A 20,307-nucleotide genomic window follows, 5' to 3' on the forward strand; every position below is an offset into this window, starting at 1 on the left:
GCTAAACCTGTTCGTTGTGAATCGTATTTATGACCATCTTGAATAGCCCCCTTTCAAGTCAAAGATTTGCGAAAAGCCCATATCTACTAATTTTTTGGCAGCTTTCTGACTCCTTGCCCCTGAACGGCAATAGATGTAGACGGGTTTTGTTTTATCAAGTTTTGAAAAAGAAATCTCAAAATTGGCCGCATTGAAAAAATCGATGTTCAAAGCGTTCTTGATGTGTCCGCCGCTGAATTCATTAGCGGTACGCACATCTACCAATTGCACTTTTTTATTTGAAATGGCCGATGCATAATCGATCTTGTCCAAGACCACTATCTTATCGGAGGCTTCGTTATTATGACCGAATATTGTACTTAAGAATGACATAGTTTTTATTTTAAGGGAAGGGATTTAAAAAAGGAAACGGCCTGATCAATAAGACCGCTTCCCATAAAAATAACCAACCAAATTCAATTACTGTTTTTGTTTTTTATGTCCCGACATTCCGTTTTTATCTACAGGAAATTACGGGTATTCAAGCTTGCGCTTTAGAGTAGTGTGGTCGGGCAGACGTATTCCGATATTCGTATCCCCGTATTTTTCATCTCTTCAAATCCGCCGGCGACATCTACAAAATCGTCCCAGCCCCTTTGCTTTAAAATAGACGCTGCGATCATACTCCGATACCCGCCCGCACAATGGATAACAAAGGGCCGGTCTTTTGGAAAGCGGGCCAAATTCCGATTGATTTCATTGAGCGGAACATTGATCGCCCCGATAACATGCTCGGAATCGAATTCGCTTTTCTTCCGGACATCGATGATCAGCGGTTTTTCCGAAGCATAGGCCAATTCCAATTCTTGGGGAGTAATACGACCAACGGTTTCAATTTCTTTATCGGCATTTTTCCAAGTGTCGAATCCTTCTTTGAGATAGCCTATGGTATTGTCATAACCTACACGCGACAATCGGGTGATGGCCTCTTCTTGTTTACCGGGATAGGTAATCAGTAAAATTTCCTGTTTTACATCGGGGATCATTTCCCCTACCCATTGGGCAAAACTTCCATCAAGGCCTATATTAACACTGTTGGGAACAAAGCCCTTGGCAAAATCCTTAGCATCCCTGGTATCGAGCAACAATGCCCCGGTTTCATTGGCAAGCACTTCAAAAGCTTCGGCCGACAGCGGTTTTTTGGCGCGGTCCATAACCGTATCCAAGCTATCATAGCCCTTAATGTTCATCATCACGTTTTGTGGAAAATAGCTCGGAGGCGTGGTCAAGCCCGTCAACAGTTCCTTAATGAACTCTTCCTTGCCCATATCGGCACGCAAGGCATAATTGGTCGCTTTTTGGTGACGTAGGGTGTCTGTCGTTTGCTTACTCATCTTCTTTCCACAAGCAGAACCTGCACCGTGGTTAGGGTATATGATCAGGTTATCGTCTAAGGGCATGATCTTGTTGCGGAGCGAATCGTAAAGATGGCCTGCCAATTTCTCTTCCGTGAGGTCGGCCACTACGTGTTGGGCCAAATCCGGCCTACCCACATCGCCAATAAAAAGGGTATCCCCCGTAATGAGTCCGTGTTCCTTACCTTTTTCGTCGATCAAGAGGTATGTGGTACTCTCCATGGTATGCCCTGGGGTGTGGATGGCCTTCACCTTATAGGCTCCTACGGTAAAAATTTGACCATCTTCGGCAATCAAGGCATCATAACCCGGTTTTGCGGTAGGGCCAAAAACGATCTCGGCCCCCGTTTTCTTTTTCAGGTCTAAATGGCCACTCACAAAATCGGCGTGAAAATGGGTCTCGAATACATATTTAATTTTCGCATGGTCATTTTCCGCCCTATCGATATAAGGCTGCACCTCACGAAGTGGATCAAAAATAGCTGCCTCCCCATTGCTTTCCAAGTAATAGGCCGCATGTGCCAAACATCCCGTATAAATTTGTTCTATCTTCATTATGCTTTGCTTTATTTTTAATTAGGGTAAAATTACAACGGATTGATAATCTGCGAAGTAACTTTGGTTACAAAGCTTAGCATTTTTCCCGAGGCCAAGAATGACCTTCGTCAGTTTTAAAAAAATTAAAAGGGATTTTTTTACGACCTACCCCGCCAAAGGATGTTATCGGTTTCTACCTTTAAAAAGAAGCAATTCACGGCCCTTATGTTTACACAAAAAGCGCTAGTCTAGCATTTCGGTCGGCTGAGAACGCTATGGCACTACCGAATCTTCAAGACACCAATCTGATATAAACGCTTGGTGTTCCCTTACAAATTCAGGGCTTGCGTTGCCCAAGGGACAATACGACAATTCGGTTCCCTTGGTCTTTACATTGAGCTGTATTTCGGTTCGTTGACCGATTCCTACCTTACCTAAGACCATTCCCGGATCAATAGGGTCGCCCTCGGAAACCTTTACATCTAAAACATGGTCATAAATGACGAGCCAGTCGGGCGATTTCTTATTTCTTACCCGTATTTCATAATCGGCAATACCTTCGTTCATGACCAAAGCTTCAACATAGCCCGATGCCATGGCATGGATATCGGCATTGGCATCGAGAAGGATGTATTCTATGGCGGGACTCTTCTTTTCGGCATTGATCTCTTCCCCAAAAGCCACAACGGATTCCAATTTTGAAAAATCTATGGGCACATATGACAGTACAAGGGGCGAAGTATCAACCGCATCCTTTCCACAGGAAGTAAAAACCGTAACTACGAGCAAGTAGCGCCAAACCTTCTTGAAATAATCCATTGTCAACGTTTTTCAAACCTCTAAAACCAAGGGTATCAGCATCAAATATACCGATTTCCCCCATTGCATCCCCTAAACAGGTTTTGAAGCGGTGTAAACCTAGTTGCTGAAGGGACAAGGAAGGTCTGGTTTCTTTGGAACACAAAAAATCGGGACATCTATGGGATAGGCAAAAGATTGGCATATTGTGGTTTAATGTCGGAAGGGAAGCCCCCTTTTATACTTCCCTATATCCCCTACCCCAGTTTGAACCGCTGTTCCCTTAATTAAGGTCTGCGGTTTCTCCCCAGTGCTTTTTTTCACTCTCGGTCCACAATAGCGGGAAAAACTTGCGTTGTTGGTATTTGGGGTGCAGGTATTTTTTCCATTCCGACCCCCCTGTAGCGGCCTTGTTCTCCCCTTTGCTGTTCAGATAGTGTTCCGCCGTCCTTAAATGTACCAGGGGCCATTCTATATTGTATAGCCGGTCGAAATCCCTAAGCTTTTCGGTGAGCGCTACGGACGGATTTTGCACCTCCAACACCCTATCTTCAACCGTACGGCCCTGCACTTTTTTGGCCCAGGCCATCAGGCTTTCCAGGTATTTTTCCTCAAACTGCTCCATCATCAGGGTCTTTTTGCCCGTTTTTCGGTTCAACCCGGCATCCTTCCAATAGATCTGTTCAAAGTAATCTTCGACCGAGGCTTCGGCAGGCAACCTTTTCTTTCCTTCGTCATTGACCAGGTTACCAAGGCTTGTACATAGAATTTCGATATAACGGAACTGGGCACTCTGAAAGCCGCTGGCCGGTGTCAATGCCTTTCTGAATTGGTTGAAATCGTCATAATCCATACCGTCTTTCATGATATCGAAAGAAGTGATCAGCATGGTGGTATAGCGGTTGACCCTTCCCAATTTGGTCAATAAAAAAGCTTCGGTAATCTTCTCCTCATCAACGATCTGTTCCAATTCGTGGCGCATCATCTTTAGCAAAAGCTCCGTCACCTGATGGTACATGATAAAGATCGTTTCGTCCTTAAAATCCGTACGGGGCTTTTGAAGCGAAAGCAAGGTATCAACCTCTACATAATCCCAGTAATTAATAGGTTTGGCATGTAGAAGTCCCTCAAGATAGGTTTCGGGGTTCTCTCCCAAATGTTCGTACTTTTCCTTGATTTTATTTCCTGTATCGGACATTTCTTAGGTTTTAAAAAGTTTGATGCCAAAGATAAAGAGGCAAAGTATTTTGACCATCTCAATCCCGACATAATAAAAATGAAGATATGAAGCTCCCGGCTCTAAGTTTTGAATAAGCAGTTCGGCCCGAAGGTCCAATGCCGGCAAAAGCCATCCTGTTTGAATCGCCAAGCCCAAGAGCGCAATAAAATAAGTGATGGTCCTTTTGGAAAAAACACCGTCATTTACGATTAGTAGGTTGATTAAAACCACGAGGGCCAGAACCCATTCGACCTTGTTGAGGGCATTGAAAACCAAGCGCCCTATACCGAGCCCCAAGGGAATGGTAATCCCCGGTGCCCTGAATTTCAGCCAGGCCTCCATAAAACTAATGGCCCCAACGAAGCCGATCCACAGAAACACGGACGCCAATGCCAGGGGATACTTGACTTTTATGGTCATATGAGATGGGTTGAACCTGAATTTCTGAAATAGGTAAGTTTGTATAGGAACATTTCGGCCATCTTCGACGCCCTCCATTTGGCCTCATCCGCCTTTTCCCCTTCAAAATTTTCGTCCAAAGTTTGGTAGAAAAGTTCAAGCCAGCGCTCGAAATGCCGCTTTTCAATCGGAAGATCGATATGGGGCATAAACGGATGTCCCGAATACGTATGTTCGCCCAAGAGCACGGTTTGCCAAAAAGTGTACATTTTATTCAGGTGCTTCGACCATTGGTCTTGGATCACATTTTCAAAAATGGGGCCCAATAGCCCATCTTGCCTTACCTTGGTATAAAAGGTATCTACCAAAAGTTGTACATCTTCCAAATGCAGTATCTCTCGTTTCATCAAAAAAGGGCTTTTAGGGGTTTGGGCTTCCGCCAGCTTACAGATTTAGATATTTTGACCATTATATCATCATTAATGGGAAGGTTTTTACCTTTTTAAATAGGTTTCCCCGGTTTCCAAACCTGTTGCCAATTCAAGGAGGCTGGTATGCTCCAACATATGTTTTAGTTCATCGCGAACCACGGCAAACTTATCGTGTACGGGGCAAGGCCTATCATTACTACATTTATCCAGGCCTAGACCGCAACCTTCATAGATAGAATCACCATCGATAGCGAAGACGACATCGCCCAGTTTTATACCGTCGATTCGTTCCTTTGCAATCTGAAACCCGCCCGAAGGCCCCTTAGTTGAGTCCAAGATGTTGTTTTTGGCCAATTGATGCAGCACCTTGGCCGTAAATGCCGTAGGAGATCCGATTTCTTCAGAGATCTCCTTTAGGCTTACCCTTCTGTTTTGCATGGACTGTAGGGCGATATAGGTCGTTGCCCTGATGCCGTATTCACAAGCTTTTGAAAACATTTTTTGTCTATTGGATACGGCAAAGATAATGGCTTTTTTATTTCGGACAAAATTATCAGAATAAAGAATTGCCCGTGTTGAAATCCTAGCATACCCTATTGTCGACATAGGTTCCCTCCCTATTGAAGCAATTGTAACGGGCGATGGCTGGTTTCCACGATTTCCTTTCGGATCACAAAATCGCCAAAAGTTTCCTTGGCTTCCCGTTCCTGCGCATAGGCCGCTATAATGGGTTCCAATTCCGCAAGGATATCTTCCTCAGACAACATTTCCTTGTAGAGCGAATTTAACCTATCGCCATTGTGGCTCGCTCCCAAGTACAGGTTATAGCGCCCAATGGCACGGCCAACGAAACCGATTTCCCCGAGGGAAGAACGGGCACAGTTATTGGGGCAGCCGGTCATTCGAATATTGATCTCGTCTTCCTCAAGTCCATGTTTTCGCATGATTACATCGAGCTTGTCGATCAAGGAAGGAAGGTAACGTTCCGATTCGGCAAAGGCGAGTCCGCAAGTACCCAAAGCCACACAGGCCATGGAGTTTTTTCGGAGGCCGGTAAGCTTTCTGTGGTCTTTGATCCCGTGATTCCTTAAGATAGCTTCAATCCCTTCCTTATCTTTTTCTTCGACGTTTCCAATAATCAGGTTCTGGTTTCCCGTCAACCTGAAGTCCCCCTTATGGATGTGGGCGATTTCCCTTAGCGCCTCCTTTAAGGTATAACCTTCTTCGTTCTTGACCCTTCCGTGTTCTACGAACAAGGTATAGAACCATTTTTGGTTTACCCCTTTGAGCCAGCCATAGGTATCGCCATTCGACACAAACCGATAGGGTTTCGGACTCTGGAGCTTCCATCCCAATCGGGTGTTCAGTTCGCTTACAAACCACTCGAGCCCCCTATCGTCTATGGTATGCTTCAACCTAGACAACTTGCGGTCGGATCGGTTCCCGTAATCCCTCTGGATACCGATTATGGTTTCGGCCACCTCTATGACTTTGTTCTTAGGTGCAAAACCTATGACATCGGCCAGCCGTGGGTAAGTGGCCTTGTTCCCTAGCGTACTTCCGAGTCCGCCTCCGACACAAATATTGAAACCTTTAAGCTTATTGTTTTCCTCAATGGCAATCAGCCCGAGGTCATTGGCAAAAACGTCGATATCGTTATGGGGCGGAATGGCCAGTGCGATCTTAAATTTGCGAGGCAAATAGGTGTGGTGGTAAAGGGGTTCAAAATCGGGTGTCCCCGCCACTTTTTCCTTGTCGAGCCAGATCTCGTGATAGGCCGTGGTCTTCGGAAGGAAATAATTACTTATCTCACCGGCGAGGGCATAGACCTCCTGGTGTATGGCCGATTGGTAGGGGTTGGGGTTGCACATTACATTTCGGTTCACGTCGCCACAGGTGGCAAGGGTACTCAACAAGACCTCGTTCACGGCCTGGATCGTTGGTTTTAACCCTCGCTTTAATATCCCGTGAAACTGGAAGGATTGCCTCGTGGTCAGTTTCAGTGTACCGTTGCCGTGTTCGTCGGAGAGTCCGTCGAGGGCCAACCATTGTTCAGGGGTGGTAATGCCACCAGCGGCCCTTACCCTGACCATGAACTGGTATAGGGGCTCCAATTTTTGTTGCTTACGCTCGCTCTCGAGGTCCCTGTCGTATTGTTGGTACGACCCGTGATATTTGATAAGCTTGACATCGTCGGGGTCTAAGGCCCCGGTCAAACGATCCTTTAGGCTTTCCTTTATGCTTCCCCTAAGAAAGTCACTTTTATCTTTGATATGTTCGTCTTCCGACAGATTATCTTGTGCAAATTGTTTGTCCATACTTGTATTTTACGGGCTGTTGCTACCAATACCCGACCGAGTTAATAAATATCCGCTTGATACCGGTTTGCCAATTGAAGGTTTTTTACATACTCTTCCGCTTTTTCAAGCGTTACGCCTCCCTGCTGCCGAATGATCTCTTTTAGGGCGAGGTCTACGTCCTTGGCCATTTTTTGGGCATCGCCACAAACATAAAAATGGGCGCCGTTTTCCAGCCAATCGAACAATTCCTTGCCATTTTCCAACATCCTGTGTTGCACGTACTGTTTTTGTTCCTGATCTCGGGAAAAGGCCACATCGGCCTTGGTCAGCACCCCTTCTTTCAGGTATTGTTGCCATTCGGTTTGGTATAGGAAGTCGGTGGTAAAATTCCGATCTCCGAAGAAAAGCCACGAAGGCCTTCTATTTTCGGATACCTCAAGATGCTGCATAAAGGCCCTAAAAGGGGCAACCCCCGTACCAGGACCTACCATTATGACAGGGGCATCAGGATTTTCCGGAAGCTTAAAACGGGTGTTCCTGTCCACAAATACCTCCACCTTGTCGCCCACTTCCAAGCGGTCGGCAATGGTAGTTGAACAGAGCCCTTCCTTATCCCTTCCATAAGCTTGATAGCGCACTACCGACACCAATAGGTGCACTTCGTCTTCTACCGCCTCTTGCGAAGAAGCGATCGAATACATACGCGGGGTATTTTTCCGTAAGACCGAAATCAGTTCCTTGGCCGAAAAACCGTGGGCTTCCTCTTTTATCAAATCCAAGATATCGCGTCCCTGGAGGTATTCAGGAACCAAGCTAGGGTCCGCCAAGATGTTCTTTAATCGTGCACTGTCAGTCAACTCGGCATATTTCGATAGGGTGGTTTTGGTCAACGGGGTGAGTTCATAATCATAGGTAAGGGCATCGCGCAAGGTTTTTTCCCCTGCATGGCTTTCCACCAATTCTTCGCCCGAAAGGTTTGTTGCCTCTAAAACGGACTGGACAAATTTGGGGGAATTGCTGCCGTATACGCCCAAAGCATCCCCAGGCTCATACTTTAGGCCCGAACCTTCCAGGTCCAATTCAATATGTACCGTCTCTTTTGAGGAGCCTTTTCCGTTAAGGTTTATCTTTTCCAAAACCGTCGCCTCAAAGCGGTTTTTCCGGGAGTACTTCACCTCCCCGACCGTTGCGGTTTCATTGCTCGGCTCAGTTGGGGTGCCCGTTTCGGGAGTTAACTTTACAAGGCTGTCCAAAAGTGTTTTTTGCCAGGCCTCCGCCGTTTCCCCATAATCTACATCGCAATCTTGACGGGGTGCGAGTCGCTTTGCCCCCAACTTTTCCAGAACGGCGTCAAAATCCTTACCGGTCTGGCAGAAATCGACATAACTGCTATCACCAAGCGCTAGAACCGAAAAATTGAGATGGGAAAGATCGGGCGCCTTTTTACCGTGAAGGTATTTATGAAGGTCTTCGGCCTGTACAGGGGGTTCGCCCAATCCGTGGGTACTCACGATCACTGCCAGGTTTTTGATTTTCTTCAGGTCACGGGTCTTAAAGGAAGCCATATCGGAAACCTCGACTTCCACCCCTCTTTCCTTGGCCTCTAGGGCAAGGTTTTGGGCCAGGGCCTCACTGTTTCCCGTATGGGTGCCGAACAAAATATTCAGTTTTTCCGGCTTTGCTTCGGCAAGGGCCTGGGCTGGAATGCCTACATTCGTATCGGTTACAGCAACAGTTGTGGCCGATGTTTGGCCGAGGCCCGAAAAATATCCGCTAAGCCAAGAAAGCTGTTCCGTATCGAGTCCCGACAGTGCCTCACTGAGTTTTTCCGCCTGCCTATCGTTGAACGGACCTCTTTCCAATCCCTTTTTCAGTTCCATGCTTTATAATAATTTCAGGTTATTTGTTAGGCTGTGGCGTATACCTCAAATAAGGCTTTATAACGCGATGCCCTTTTGGGAATTTAGCCTCGACATCTTCCTGCTTTACCGAAGGGGAAATAATAACATCTTGCCCTGGCTCCCAATCTACAGGTGTAGCCACACTGTGTGCGGCCGTAAGCTGTAAGCTATCGAGTACGCGTAAAATTTCGGCAAAGTTCCTTCCGGTAGAGGCCGGATAGGTAATGATGGCCTGTATCTTTTTGTCGGGGTCTATAAAATACACCGAACGTACGGTTGCCGTGGTAGAAAAATTAGGATGGATCATGTTATAGAGCGTAGCTACCTTTTTATCGGCATCGGCAATTATAGGGAACTCAACCTGAGTGTTTTGGGTTTCGTTGATATCATCAATCCACCCAATATGGGAATCTAAATCGTCTGTACTTATCGCGGCCACCTTGGTGCCCCTTTTTTCAAATTCGTCCTTTAGCTGTGCGGTACGGCCAAGCTCGGTAGTACAAACAGGGGTAAAGTCGGCGGGGTGGGAATAAATGATTCCCCAGCTATCTCCCAACCATTGGTGAAAATCAATTTCACCCAACGTGGTCTGGGCTGAAAAATTAGGTGCGTAGTCTCCAATTCTTAAACTCATTGTTTTACTTTTTATTTGGTTATGTATTAAAGCATCGTACCTGTCGGTTCTAGCTTTCCGTGAAGACAAAGGTAACCGCCAGCCCGATGAATCGCTCATAGCAAATTTTGATTTATAATAACCTGAAGTTATACTAATGCGAGATTTTCAATAAAATAGTTATGATAAAATGTAAGAAAGAAGCCCTTGAACGCGACAAGCGTTTGCTTAGACCTTGTGCAACAATGAGGTTTTACAATTTGTGATTTCGGATCAAGAACTGGATCAACAAGGCCGGTAAGCCGCCTTCGGGACCCTGTGGCGTAATAAAGTAAAAATGTCTGGGAATGGGCATTTTTTTGATTTCTATTATTTTCAGTTCATTATTCTCAAGCTCTTTAAGAACGGCATGCAAAGACAAGAAAGCCATGCAATCGGAATGCTGTAGGTACGACTTGATCGCTTCCGTACTGCCCAATTGCATTTCAATTTTTAGGTCGGCCAAACGAATCCCTTTTTCCTTTAGGGCATTGGCGATCACTTCCAAGGTTCCCGAACCCGGTTCCCTAAGAAGCAAGGGGATGTTTTTCAGTTCCTCGGGACGGATTTCCTCTTTTTTGATCAGATGGTTCTTGCTACTGCACACCAAAACGATCTCATCTTTCAAGAACGGGGTATAGTGGATCTCGCGCCTTTTGGATTTTCCCTCGACGACCCCGAGCTCAATACTTTTGTTCAAGAGGGCCTGTTCTATCTGTTCGGAATTACCGCTGAGCAACTCCACCTTTACGTCTTGATGAATGCTATGGAATCGGGCCAACAAGGGAGGGAGGATGTATTGGGTAATGGAGGTACTTGAACCGATGTGCAATACCCCTTTGAGGGTTTGGTTAAACTGGTTCAGGTCAAATTCGATTTGCCTGTAGATATCCATGATATCCTCGGTATGTTTCAACAATACCTCCCCTGCGGGAGAGAGCACGACCTTGTTGCCCTTTCGGTCAAAAAGTGCCAAGTTGAAACCACTTTCCAATTCTTTGATATGCTTGGTTACCGCGGGTTGCGATATCAGCAGCTCCTCGGCCGCCTTGGTAAAGTTGAGCCTTCTTGCAACCGTATAAAAAACTTTTAAGCGAAAATCGAACATGTACAATAATACGTATATTTCCTCAACGGAAAACTGAAACCCTACACTTTAAGCTCCGTCGTTCTCCCCTTTTATCAGCAGCTTCCTTCAAGTAGCCCTGCCCTTCCGAATTGTTTTTTACCACTATAAATGAGCATCATAGAAAAGAATTTTCGAGCCTTATTCTTAAAGGAGCAAGATCTCCTCCTTAATTTTTATCGATGGAAAAAATCACAAATATGCGGAATAAAATATAAGTATCCGACAGCGAACACAGACCATCTCGACATAAAACCGAAGTATTAAATTAAATTAGGATGGGTCTACATAGCCCTCAAATACGATCAATTTATTATTTTTGTAGTTCAACCGATATCAATCTTTTGTCAACCCTGAATTTCCTGCAATAATAGAAGCTTTGACAAGCTTTGATACAAAAAATATTCTTTAAAAAACCTAGATTGTTTTTCACGGGCCTAGCCTTGTTCTAACAATCGTCATGAATAAACCCGAACACGTCTGCTACGTGGCAAGCAGCTATTTTGGGACAGCCTGCGACTAAAGTCCATGTCAACAAGCTGCCCCCTTACTTAACTTCAAATCAATGATGCATATTTTATCGAAAAAACCTATCGGACAAATCGTTGCCGAGGATTTTCGCACGGTCAAAATCTTCAAAAAGCACGGAATCAATTTTTATTTTTTAGGAAATAGAACGATTCCCCAAGTCGCCGAAGAACATCAACTGGATGCCCAACTCCTACTAGAGGAAGTAGAAGCCATTCAAAGTCTCGAAAGCGAGGAAAACATCGACTTTGTGTCTTGGCCTTTAGACCTGCTGGTCGATTATATTGAAAAAAAACATCACCGCTACATAAAGAAAAACGCACCGATCGTCAAGGCGCAGTTAGAAGAACTGGCCGAAACAAATGGCGAAAGACATCCTGAACTCATAGCCCTTTCCGAACAGTTCAATGATTCCGTTATGAAATTTACGAGCCAAATGGAGAATGAAGAACTCTTTCTTTTTCCGTCTGTCCGTAAAATGGTAAAGGCCGAACACTCAAGGGTAAAATTGACCAAGAGTCAATTCGGGAGTCTGAAAAACCCTGTTTTAAAGATGAAGAACGCCCACAAGACCGAAAGCGAGCGTTTCAGTCATATTGTGGAGCTAACCAACAACTATGCCCTACCCGATGATGGCCGCGATGCCTACCAAACCGCCTTTACGGCGCTTCAAGAATTCGTGAACGACCTGTTGGTACATATCCATTTAGAGAACAACATCCTTTTCCCCAAAATCAAGACCTTGGAAAAAGAACTGAAACATGAGCTATAAGGCCGATGGCAAAGCATCAAAAAACATGGGGGAAGCATCGGAAGCAACAACGGACTTTTGCGTTTCGGGGGCTATGCTTATGACCTATGTAAAAAACATAGAGACCCTACTCAAGCCCCTTACCACGGAAAACCCGGAGAAGGCCCCTCCCCCCTTTGACCTTGGCCCTAAAATTGTCCCAAACATGGAAAGGGCATTAGGACTGAGCTTTGTTCCCGAAAAAGACGAACACGGAAACATGTGTATGGCCAATAATCCCGAAGTCCGAAACGAGTACAAAGACACCTTTGACCACAAAGACCTAATGGGCTACATCTACGCGATATGGCATTCACCCACCTATCAGAAAGCTCACAATACGGCCCTTAAAAACGATTCGTTTCGCATCCCCTATCCCAAGGATCCCAACTTTTTTTGGCAATTAGCAGGCCTTGGCTTAGCGCTCAGGGCATATCATAAGTTGCAAGCGCCCCTTATTGAAAAGCACAAGGAAGACATAGCGCACATTTTAAAGCAAATCGCCCTCGCCACCACAAAAGCAAGTCCATAGAAAAGATTTACCTTAGAACACGCAAGGAAAATAACGGATCTGGACAGCAAAAAAGTTGCTAAGAAAGGAATACAAACCTAGATGAATCGAAGAAAAAATGGAAATACAAAACTGTACCAAGGAAGATACTTCAAAGATTTTCGAGCTCTATAAAGTCGCTACCGATTTTCAGAAAATCAAATTCCCCGAAAACCAATGGCCGGTTTTCGAGGAAGCCTTGATACGTGGCGAGATTACCGAGAACAGACAGTTTAAATTACTGATCGACGATCAAATCGCCTGTGTTTGGGCGATAACCTTCAGCGATCCCAATATTTGGGAAGAAGATGACAACCCTGTTTCCATATATATCCATAGAATTGCCACGAACCCCGATTTTAGGGGCAACAACTTTGTAAAAATCATTGTGGATTGGGCCATAGGATTTGCTAAAGGGCAAGACAGACAATTCATCAGAATGGATACCTGCGGCAATAACCAAAGGTTGATCGATCACTATACGCGCTGCGGCTTTGATTTTTTGGGAATAAAAAAGCTAAAAAACACCGAGGGCCTACCGACGCACTATCACGGAGCGGATGTATGCCTGTTCGAGATTCGATTAAACCGACCCTAGTCTGCCCGGTCCAAAGACAATAATTTTAGAGATAGAAACTAGTGAATAAAGTTCATTGGCTCAATAGAGTTGGTTAATATCGCTGATTAGGCGTGCGCTAGTTTGCTCATCAAGGCCGTGCAGACCATTGAATTCGATCCACCCATTTGAAACACCTATCGCACTACCTGTTTTTTGGGCCAGATCCATTTGCTCGTCCCACATTTTAAGGAAATGCCATGAACAGGGAACCCAAGGCTTTTGACCTAGGGCCGCCTTATAACGTATCGGCTCTTGCCGATAAAGAGGATTTCCCAACAATTTTGGATAAGAGTGGTCCCCTCCATCGGCATCAGCCCACATAACCATATTAGACCCACCGCAATCACTAGTGATCAAGGCCTTTTCTTCCCCATAAGAACGAATCACTTTTCGAATTTCCTTAAACAAAGGTATACTGTAAGTAGACAATGGCCCCATACGATCAGGATGGTGATCATAACCCAGACATACAAAAGTTTCGTCAAACACAATGGCATCTGGATCCAGTATCTCCATGATATATTCTACTTGTTTTAGTATATGATTTCTCCAATCCTCGGCGGCAAAAGACATCCACCAATTTCGTTTAACTGTGTCAGGGCCTATCCATTTAAAACCTTTTTTTTGACCGTTAGGGTCGATTAAAATAGAGTCTTGAAGGGAATTGAACAATGGAGAGCCTTCGTCAAAAAGAACGGTATGCATATAAACCCCAGCACGGGAACCCATCTTTCGAGTAGCGCTTATACGATCTTTCATTTTTTGTATAGACATATGGGCCGGGCCGGCCGCGTCTCCTTGCATAGCCAACCAATCTTTACGATTTGGATCTAAAAAATCTCCTATATATGGATAATATCCATGTTGCGTTGCCAGTCCTATTTTAAAGTCCCAGAAATGTGAAAGGTCGGCTTCATAACCATCGCCCCTTAAGCCATATTCACCCTTGGCCGATGATAAGAAATCGTAATAATGCACCTTTACGTCGTGCAACCAATCAATAGGTTCCAACTTATCGGTGTGGGCCAATTTGTGAAATGCCTTCCATGCTGTATCGGCCTCCCCTTTATGGCAAAGAAGATAACACTTCAATTCCATTTTTTGATTCGCTTTTACTTCAACTGTGCGCGTCGCCTCCCAACCATTTCTTTTCCCACCATCCTTGATCGTCGCGAAACGATAGGGTTGGTCGGAAGGTGTAAAAAGGGCGACCCTCCATGTTGAACTATCATTTTCAATATGAATCACCGGAGCTAATAGCAAGGCTTTGGTCTTTTGTTCATTTGGGGTGCTGGCCATAGGTTCCAAATAATGACAGCTGAAACTGTCTTCTCCTATTTTTTGCTCGCACTCCTGGAGGAAATCGGCACTACCAAATTCTGTATACCGCGGATCCTTATTAAGTGCCGTGGCCGATATGGGGATATAGATTTTTTGTCCCCCGACCTTAGCCGAAGGTTGTGCCGCAGTTGTAAAAGCTATATCTATAAGGGTTGCATCTTTGCTCTGATTTTCAATTGACAAGGTCGCCTCGAGTACATCTTCCCCCAACAACCCGGATGTTTTAAGCTGGTGTGCCAGATTCAATTTCAAACCTGCCAACTTTCCACGATTATTTTCCGGATCGAGTTTTGTTCGATGCCGACTATCGGAAATACGTATATTGGCATTCAAGAGTCCCAACTGTTCCGATCCAACCAAAGGAATACCATCACAACTTACCTGATGAAACAATTTGCCGTCACTTGCTTTTTGCCATTTAATTTTATTCTTAAACAACGAATCAATCGTCGGATATGCAAATAGGGATGAACCTACGCCAACTCCCGACAATGCTATAAAATCCCTTCTTTTCATGATTGTTTTTTAATTTAAAGATCTTTCTAATTAAGAGGCCTTTGGTCTTCCCCTTTGTGTTACACAGGGAAAAGACCAAAGGAAGCTCTATTACCACATTATCAATACCCTGGGTTCTGCACCATATTCGGGTTCGCATCGATTTCTGCCTGTGGTATGGGCAACAGATAATTACGGGAAGGCAGAAAGACCCTTTCCTCTAAAATTATACGGGTACTTTCATCGTCTAGGGTAACCTCTCCGCTTACCGGATCGACCGAACCTGTACGACTACCGTACAAGGGACCGGGAATCACTTGGTCTCCAATATCCCAACGCTTAATATCGTAGTGGCGTAAACCTTCAAAGGCAAGTTCTACCCGACGCTCCCGGCGCACCAGCTCCCTTAGTTTTTCTTGGCTATCATAAACCGCCCGATCCACTACCGGCATACCTGCACGAACCCTTAATCGGTCAAGGGCATCGTAGACATCATCGTTGATTTGATTACTCTCTATGGCCGCTTCCGCATAGGTCAACAACATTTCCCCAAGACGGAACACCACCACATTTACATCACCGTTCAACAAGTCCGCCGTTGGCACGATCTCGGCATATTTATTTACCCCATAACCACTATTCGGTCCGACCGCAACGGCATGGAAGTCGTTGCTTTCCGAATTGAAGGGATCAAAGAATCTTCCACTCCATTCTACACCGGCATGGCGCACGGTCATGCTCAATCTTGGGTCTCGATTCTCAAAAGGTTTATCGGGATCATAAACCGAGCTAGGGTCATCGATGGTCTTGCCATCTATGGTTTCGTAAGCATCTACAATACCCTGTACGGCATTAATAGAAGACCATCCCCCATCTTCGCCTGACAGCAAATGTTGCATTACACTTGAAGGGAATTCATTCTGTATATGCTGAACCGCCATAATCACCTCTTTGTTCACTCCTTCATTTTTAGAAAGGAACATGTCGTAATAAGCGGTCGGCCCATCTTGGTACAATTCGTACACCCCCATGTCCATTACGGCCTTGGCATCTACCATTGCCTCTGGGTACATTTCCTCGTACAACTCAAGCCTTGCCTTTAACGCCAGTGCCGCTCCCCTAGTGGCATGTCCACCAGATTCAATAGCGTCTTGCACCGGTAAATCAGGGGCAATCTCACCCAATTCGTTAAGAATAAAAGCTACAACTTCCTCTTTGGGGTCACGTGTCAAATTCGCCTCTTGGGGATCTACAATACTGGCGGTAACCAAAGGAACATCGCCATACCACATTACTTTTTTAAAATAGTCATAAGCCCGTAAAAACCTCACTTCGGCCTTGTACCTGCTTCTTTTTTCCCCATCCATTTCAACCCTATCGATATTCTCCAAAAAGGTGTTGTATTTTGTGATTCGGTTGTATTTGAAAAAATTGTGCATGTTCCTATCGGATGGATTTACCTGTCCGTTTCCCGATGTTTGAACACCATCCCAAATAAATTGAGAGTATCCGTTATCGGTCATTAAATCCATAAAGTTGATATTCCACGAAGATTCCCAACTTGAACTTTTCTCGTTCCAATCAAAAAAATTGGGAAATGCATCCGTGGTCTGGGTACCATATGCCCCGACCAAGGCGAGATCGGCATCATTTTCGGTCTTCCAAAACGTTGCGTCTGAAAGTTGGTCTTTAGGAGCTACATCCAAAAAATCTTTTGAACACGACCCCATTAAGAATATCAAGGCAATTCCTATTAAATGTCTATTAGATATCATGATGAAAAATTTTAAAGATTAATTACAATACCTCCACTGAAAATTTTGACCGGGGTATAATTCGTCCAGGCATTATCAGGGCTTTCAGGATCGAAGTCCTTTGAAAATTTTGAAATGGTAAATAGGTTCTCGGCACTTAGGTACAATCTCAATTTGGAGACGCCCAAAGTCTCTAAGACCGCTGTTGACAAGTTATACCCTACCTGAACATTCTTTAACCTGAAATAACTTGCATCCCTAACGTTGAAGCTCGAGGCCTCATAGTTATGCCATTGATTGATATGGGTAATGGGATACTCTGCATTAGGGGTTTCGGGAGTCCAACGATCTAAATGTCTTGCTTGTGCCTTCCCTCCGTTTACAAAAGGAAACTCCACTTGATCGTTCAAAAGACCGTAAACATCCGCCGCTCCGATTCCGAACATAGATAGATCAAAGTTCTTATAGCCAAAACTTAGGTTCACGCCATAGGAAGTTCCTGGTATATCACTACCCAAGACCACTCGGTCATCGGCATTTATTACACCATCATCGTTTTGGTCCTTAAATTTCAAATCCCCTTTTTGAATGGGTGCCCCTACCACTTTCGGATCGTTCAAGACCTCTTCGTCGGTTTGAAAGAATCCGATAGACTCATATCCGTAATAGGCGTTCCAAGGAGACCCCTCTTCCCGTAAACGATCATTGCTCTTGTCAGGTTTGGCGTATTTTTCAACATTGTTATCGTTGAAGCCGATGTTGAACGATAAATCGTAGGTAAAGTCGCCTTGAATCTTTGAAGTGCCGATAACGAATTCTATACCTTTATTTCGCATTGCCCCTGCATTTACAAGAGGTGCGGGCAAACCGAATATTTGTGACACCGGCACCGGAGTTAAAATATCCTCGGTTAACCTGTTGTAATAATCGGCAGAAAATTGCACCTTCCCTTCAAGTAAACTTAAATCCAAACCTAGATTATAGCTGGTATTGGTTTCCCACGTCAGGTTCTCGTTTACGGCAACGACTTCTGCCACCCCATCGGCCACTTCGTCGAAAAAACTATAGTTGACACTAGTTGCTATCTTAGGTATGTATTCGTAGTCACCGATACGATGGTTTCCTAATTTTCCCCAAGAAGCACGAAGCTTGAAATTATTCAACCAAGAGGCCTCGGACAAAAAAGACTCTTGTGATATTCTCCAAGCAGCCGAGACGGATGGGAACAATCCCCATCTATCACTTTTTGCAAATTTTGAAGAACCATCGTAACGCAAATTGGCTTCGAACAAATATTTATCCTTGAAAGCGTAGTTGGCCCTACCGAAAAAAGAGCGAAGTGTTGATTCTACCCCAAATCCCTCTGTAAATTGACCTTCTTTTGAACCGGCGTTGATCTCGGTAAGTTCATTATTAGGCAAATTGATCCGTGACAACCCGTCAAAATCGCGAGTAAAGGATTCTTGCGATGCCCCGGCAAGAAAATCGATACTATGGGCCCCAAAATCCTCTTTATAATTCAGGATGGCCTGTGAAGTAATGTTTCTGGATCGATCCAGTTCATTTTCTATAGAATTCGCCCCACTATTGGTACCATCTCCCCAGGTAAATTGTTTGGTGTGCCTCGATTGGTCGTCAAAATTGAAATCCGCCGCCAATACTCCTTTTAAAGTCAATCCTTTGGCTATGGTAAAGACACCGAACAAAGTCGTCAACACGTGCGTATCCTTGGTCGTATGTTTTCCGCCTTCTTCTATAATGGCAATAGGATTGTTATTGAAATAATGATTCCACGAACCATCGGCCAATTTTACCGAAATATTGGGAGGGGTACGGTGGGGATACACAAAGAAGTCGCCATTAGGCCTAAAAATCTCCCTTTGGGAAATTGATGTATTCAGCCCTAGGGTAAAGGCTTTACTGACCTTAGTATCGAGGTTGACCCTAAGGTTGTATCGATCAAAATTAGTGTTCTTTACAATACCTTCTTGATTGAAATATCCGAGTGATACCAGATATTTTGTGTTTTCGGTTCCTCCCGAAACACTGATGTCATGACTTTGAACCATGCCCGATCCGCGATACAGCAAATCCATCCAATCGGTATCGGCAAAATTTACCGGATCCGATCCCGTTCTCAACTTTTCAAGGTCGGAGTCGCTGAACTGTGGTGTGGCCCCTTCATTTACCAGGCCTTCGTTCCTTAGTTTGGCATATTCGTAAGAATTGAGGAACTCAGGGGTATAGGTTGGCTTTTGCACACCTGTATATCCCCTGTACGAAAAAGAAGGTTTCCCTACTTTTCCCCTTTTGGTCGTTATGAGGATTACCCCATTGGCCGCCCTTGTTCCATAGATGGCCGCCGAAGCCGCATCCTTTAACACACTGATATTATCAATATCGTTAGGGTTAACGTCATCCATACTAGACTCTATTCCATCGACCAAGACCATAGGGTTGGCATTGTTCATCGTACCTACACCCCTAATACGGATTGAAGCGCCGTCCCTACCGGGCTCACCCGAAGATTGAAGCACCGTAACACCGGGCATTTGACCTTGTAAGGCCGAAGAAACGTTAGTAACCGGTCGATTTTCCAAATTTTCAGAGCCCATTGTGGCCACGGCCCCAGTAAGGTTGACCTTCTTCTGGGTTCCAAAGCCGACCACTACCACTTCGTCCAATCCGGCCGCGCTCTCTTCAAGGGCCGCACTTATATTGTCCCGCCCATCGACCGTTATTTCCTGTGTAGCAAAACCAATGTAGGAAACAATTAAAATTGCATTTCCATCAGTAAGCTCCAAGCTAAAATTTCCATCGAAATCGGTCTGGGTTCCGTTAGAGGTTCCTTTCTCCACAATACTCGCCCCGGGCAATGGTTGTCCGCCCGTATCGGTAATGGTACCACTTACTTTTAATTGCTGCCCAAAAACAATTCTTGCAATGTCTCGCCTTTCTGAAGTACGGACTCCCGTATCGGCAACGGAATCCCCTACACCTTCGTAAACTACAGCTTCTGGGCTTTCGAATATTCTTTCGTTGTCAAGGGTACCCCACTCGATGGGGTTATGATACCCCATTGCCTGTAATTCAAAGAACGAAACTGTCAATAATATGACGAGCCCAGTTCTTGAACCATAGTTCAATTCTAATAGAGTTGGTATTTTCATATCTTTACTTTTAGTTATTTATTTTTTATTCTTTACCTATCGGGGAATGTTGGTCCATTTCCCGATTATTTTATTCCTTCCTGTTGCAGAAATAAAGTCGTCATTGTGATTGCTTTGCTAGTCAAGTTTTTTTTATTTATTCCATAGGCCTGTTCTTTGAAATATTATTTGTTGAGATTCTCGGTTCATACCGTTTTTTAAAACCGACTACGTATACGTACTAGTTGGTTGGAATTCTTGTCAAGTGTGGACATATACCGGTCTGTCCTATGACTATTTCATTTTTATAGAGACTCAAGTCCA

Annotated in this window: 17 protein-coding genes; 3 read left to right on the plus strand and 14 right to left on the minus strand. The window is 44.7% G+C overall.

Features of this window, described 5'->3' with window-relative positions:
* Window positions 1-27: 27 nt before the first annotated feature.
* The 11 genes from ZOBGAL_RS01390 to ZOBGAL_RS01440 form a co-directional block, all read right to left on the minus strand.
* Window positions 28-372, minus strand: a complete 345-nt coding sequence (locus tag ZOBGAL_RS01390; RefSeq protein ID WP_013991682.1) for a rhodanese-like domain-containing protein — start codon at window positions 370-372, stop codon at window positions 28-30.
* A gap of 161 nt (window positions 373-533) precedes the next feature.
* The gene (locus tag ZOBGAL_RS01395; protein ID WP_013991683.1) at window positions 534-1,949 is read right to left on the minus strand and encodes an MBL fold metallo-hydrolase; all 1,416 of its coding nucleotides are present in this window, start codon (window positions 1,947-1,949) and stop codon (window positions 534-536) included.
* A gap of 255 nt (window positions 1,950-2,204) precedes the next feature.
* Window positions 2,205-2,750 carry a M23 family metallopeptidase gene (locus ZOBGAL_RS01400; RefSeq protein WP_013991684.1) on the minus strand — a complete coding sequence of 182 codons (546 nt, stop codon included), beginning with the start codon at window positions 2,748-2,750 and terminating at the stop codon, window positions 2,205-2,207.
* A gap of 262 nt (window positions 2,751-3,012) precedes the next feature.
* Complete coding sequence (locus ZOBGAL_RS01405; protein WP_013991686.1) at window positions 3,013-3,927, minus strand: tryptophan 2,3-dioxygenase family protein; 915 nt, start codon at window positions 3,925-3,927, stop codon at window positions 3,013-3,015.
* Between the two features lie 3 nt (window positions 3,928-3,930).
* Entirely contained in the window at window positions 3,931-4,368 is a 438-nt protein-coding gene (locus ZOBGAL_RS01410; protein ID WP_013991687.1) for a hypothetical protein, read from the minus strand.
* Window positions 4,365-4,754, minus strand: coding sequence for a group III truncated hemoglobin (locus ZOBGAL_RS01415; RefSeq protein ID WP_013991688.1), 390 nt, complete (start codon window positions 4,752-4,754; stop codon window positions 4,365-4,367). The genes ZOBGAL_RS01410 and ZOBGAL_RS01415 overlap by 4 nt, the downstream gene beginning before the upstream one ends.
* 87 nt (window positions 4,755-4,841) lie before the next feature.
* Window positions 4,842-5,276, minus strand: coding sequence for an RrF2 family transcriptional regulator (locus tag ZOBGAL_RS01420; RefSeq protein WP_046287689.1), 435 nt, complete (start codon window positions 5,274-5,276; stop codon window positions 4,842-4,844).
* A gap of 119 nt (window positions 5,277-5,395) precedes the next feature.
* Window positions 5,396-7,096: an assimilatory sulfite reductase (NADPH) hemoprotein subunit gene (gene cysI / locus ZOBGAL_RS01425; protein WP_013991690.1), complete on the minus strand. Its 1,701-nt coding sequence runs from the start codon at window positions 7,094-7,096 to the stop codon at window positions 5,396-5,398.
* 41 nt (window positions 7,097-7,137) lie between these two features.
* A complete protein-coding gene (locus ZOBGAL_RS01430; protein ID WP_013991691.1) occupies window positions 7,138-8,958 on the minus strand; it encodes an assimilatory sulfite reductase (NADPH) flavoprotein subunit in 1,821 nt (606 codons plus the stop codon).
* Between the two features lie 19 nt (window positions 8,959-8,977).
* Window positions 8,978-9,613 (minus strand): peroxiredoxin, encoded by a 636-nt coding sequence (locus ZOBGAL_RS01435; protein WP_013991692.1) that lies wholly within the window; start codon window positions 9,611-9,613, stop codon window positions 8,978-8,980.
* A 232-nt stretch (window positions 9,614-9,845) separates the two neighbouring features.
* A complete protein-coding gene (locus tag ZOBGAL_RS01440) occupies window positions 9,846-10,739 on the minus strand; it encodes a LysR family transcriptional regulator (protein WP_013991693.1) in 894 nt (297 codons plus the stop codon).
* Between the two features lie 583 nt (window positions 10,740-11,322).
* Here ZOBGAL_RS01440 and ZOBGAL_RS01445 point away from each other — a divergent pair.
* The 3 genes from ZOBGAL_RS01445 to ZOBGAL_RS01455 all read left to right on the plus strand — a co-directional run bounded on the left by ZOBGAL_RS01445 (window position 11,323) and on the right by ZOBGAL_RS01455 (window position 13,223).
* Window positions 11,323-12,057: a DUF542 domain-containing protein gene (locus tag ZOBGAL_RS01445; protein ID WP_013991694.1), complete on the plus strand. Its 735-nt coding sequence runs from the start codon at window positions 11,323-11,325 to the stop codon at window positions 12,055-12,057.
* Window positions 12,047-12,607, plus strand: coding sequence for a type ISP restriction/modification enzyme (locus ZOBGAL_RS01450; protein WP_013991695.1), 561 nt, complete (start codon window positions 12,047-12,049; stop codon window positions 12,605-12,607). Before ZOBGAL_RS01445 ends, ZOBGAL_RS01450 begins: the two co-directional genes overlap by 11 nt.
* A gap of 97 nt (window positions 12,608-12,704) precedes the next feature.
* Window positions 12,705-13,223: a GNAT family N-acetyltransferase gene (locus tag ZOBGAL_RS01455; protein WP_013991696.1), complete on the plus strand. Its 519-nt coding sequence runs from the start codon at window positions 12,705-12,707 to the stop codon at window positions 13,221-13,223.
* Window positions 13,224-13,283: 60 nt separating this feature from the next.
* Here ZOBGAL_RS01455 and ZOBGAL_RS01460 read toward each other — a convergent pair whose 3' ends face one another.
* The 3 genes from ZOBGAL_RS01460 to ZOBGAL_RS01470 form a co-directional block, all read right to left on the minus strand.
* On the minus strand, window positions 13,284-15,101 hold the full coding sequence (locus tag ZOBGAL_RS01460; RefSeq protein WP_013991697.1) for a hypothetical protein: 1,818 nt from the start codon (window positions 15,099-15,101) through the stop codon (window positions 13,284-13,286).
* A 101-nt stretch (window positions 15,102-15,202) separates the two neighbouring features.
* On the minus strand, window positions 15,203-16,855 hold the full coding sequence (locus ZOBGAL_RS01465; RefSeq protein ID WP_013991698.1) for a RagB/SusD family nutrient uptake outer membrane protein: 1,653 nt from the start codon (window positions 16,853-16,855) through the stop codon (window positions 15,203-15,205).
* Between the two features lie 11 nt (window positions 16,856-16,866).
* Entirely contained in the window at window positions 16,867-20,004 is a 3,138-nt protein-coding gene (locus ZOBGAL_RS01470; protein WP_013991699.1) for a SusC/RagA family TonB-linked outer membrane protein, read from the minus strand.
* Window positions 20,005-20,307: the final 303 nt, after the last annotated feature.

Source organism: Zobellia galactanivorans (assembly GCF_000973105.1).
Taxonomy (GTDB): Bacteria; Bacteroidota; Bacteroidia; order Flavobacteriales; family Flavobacteriaceae; genus Zobellia; species Zobellia galactanivorans.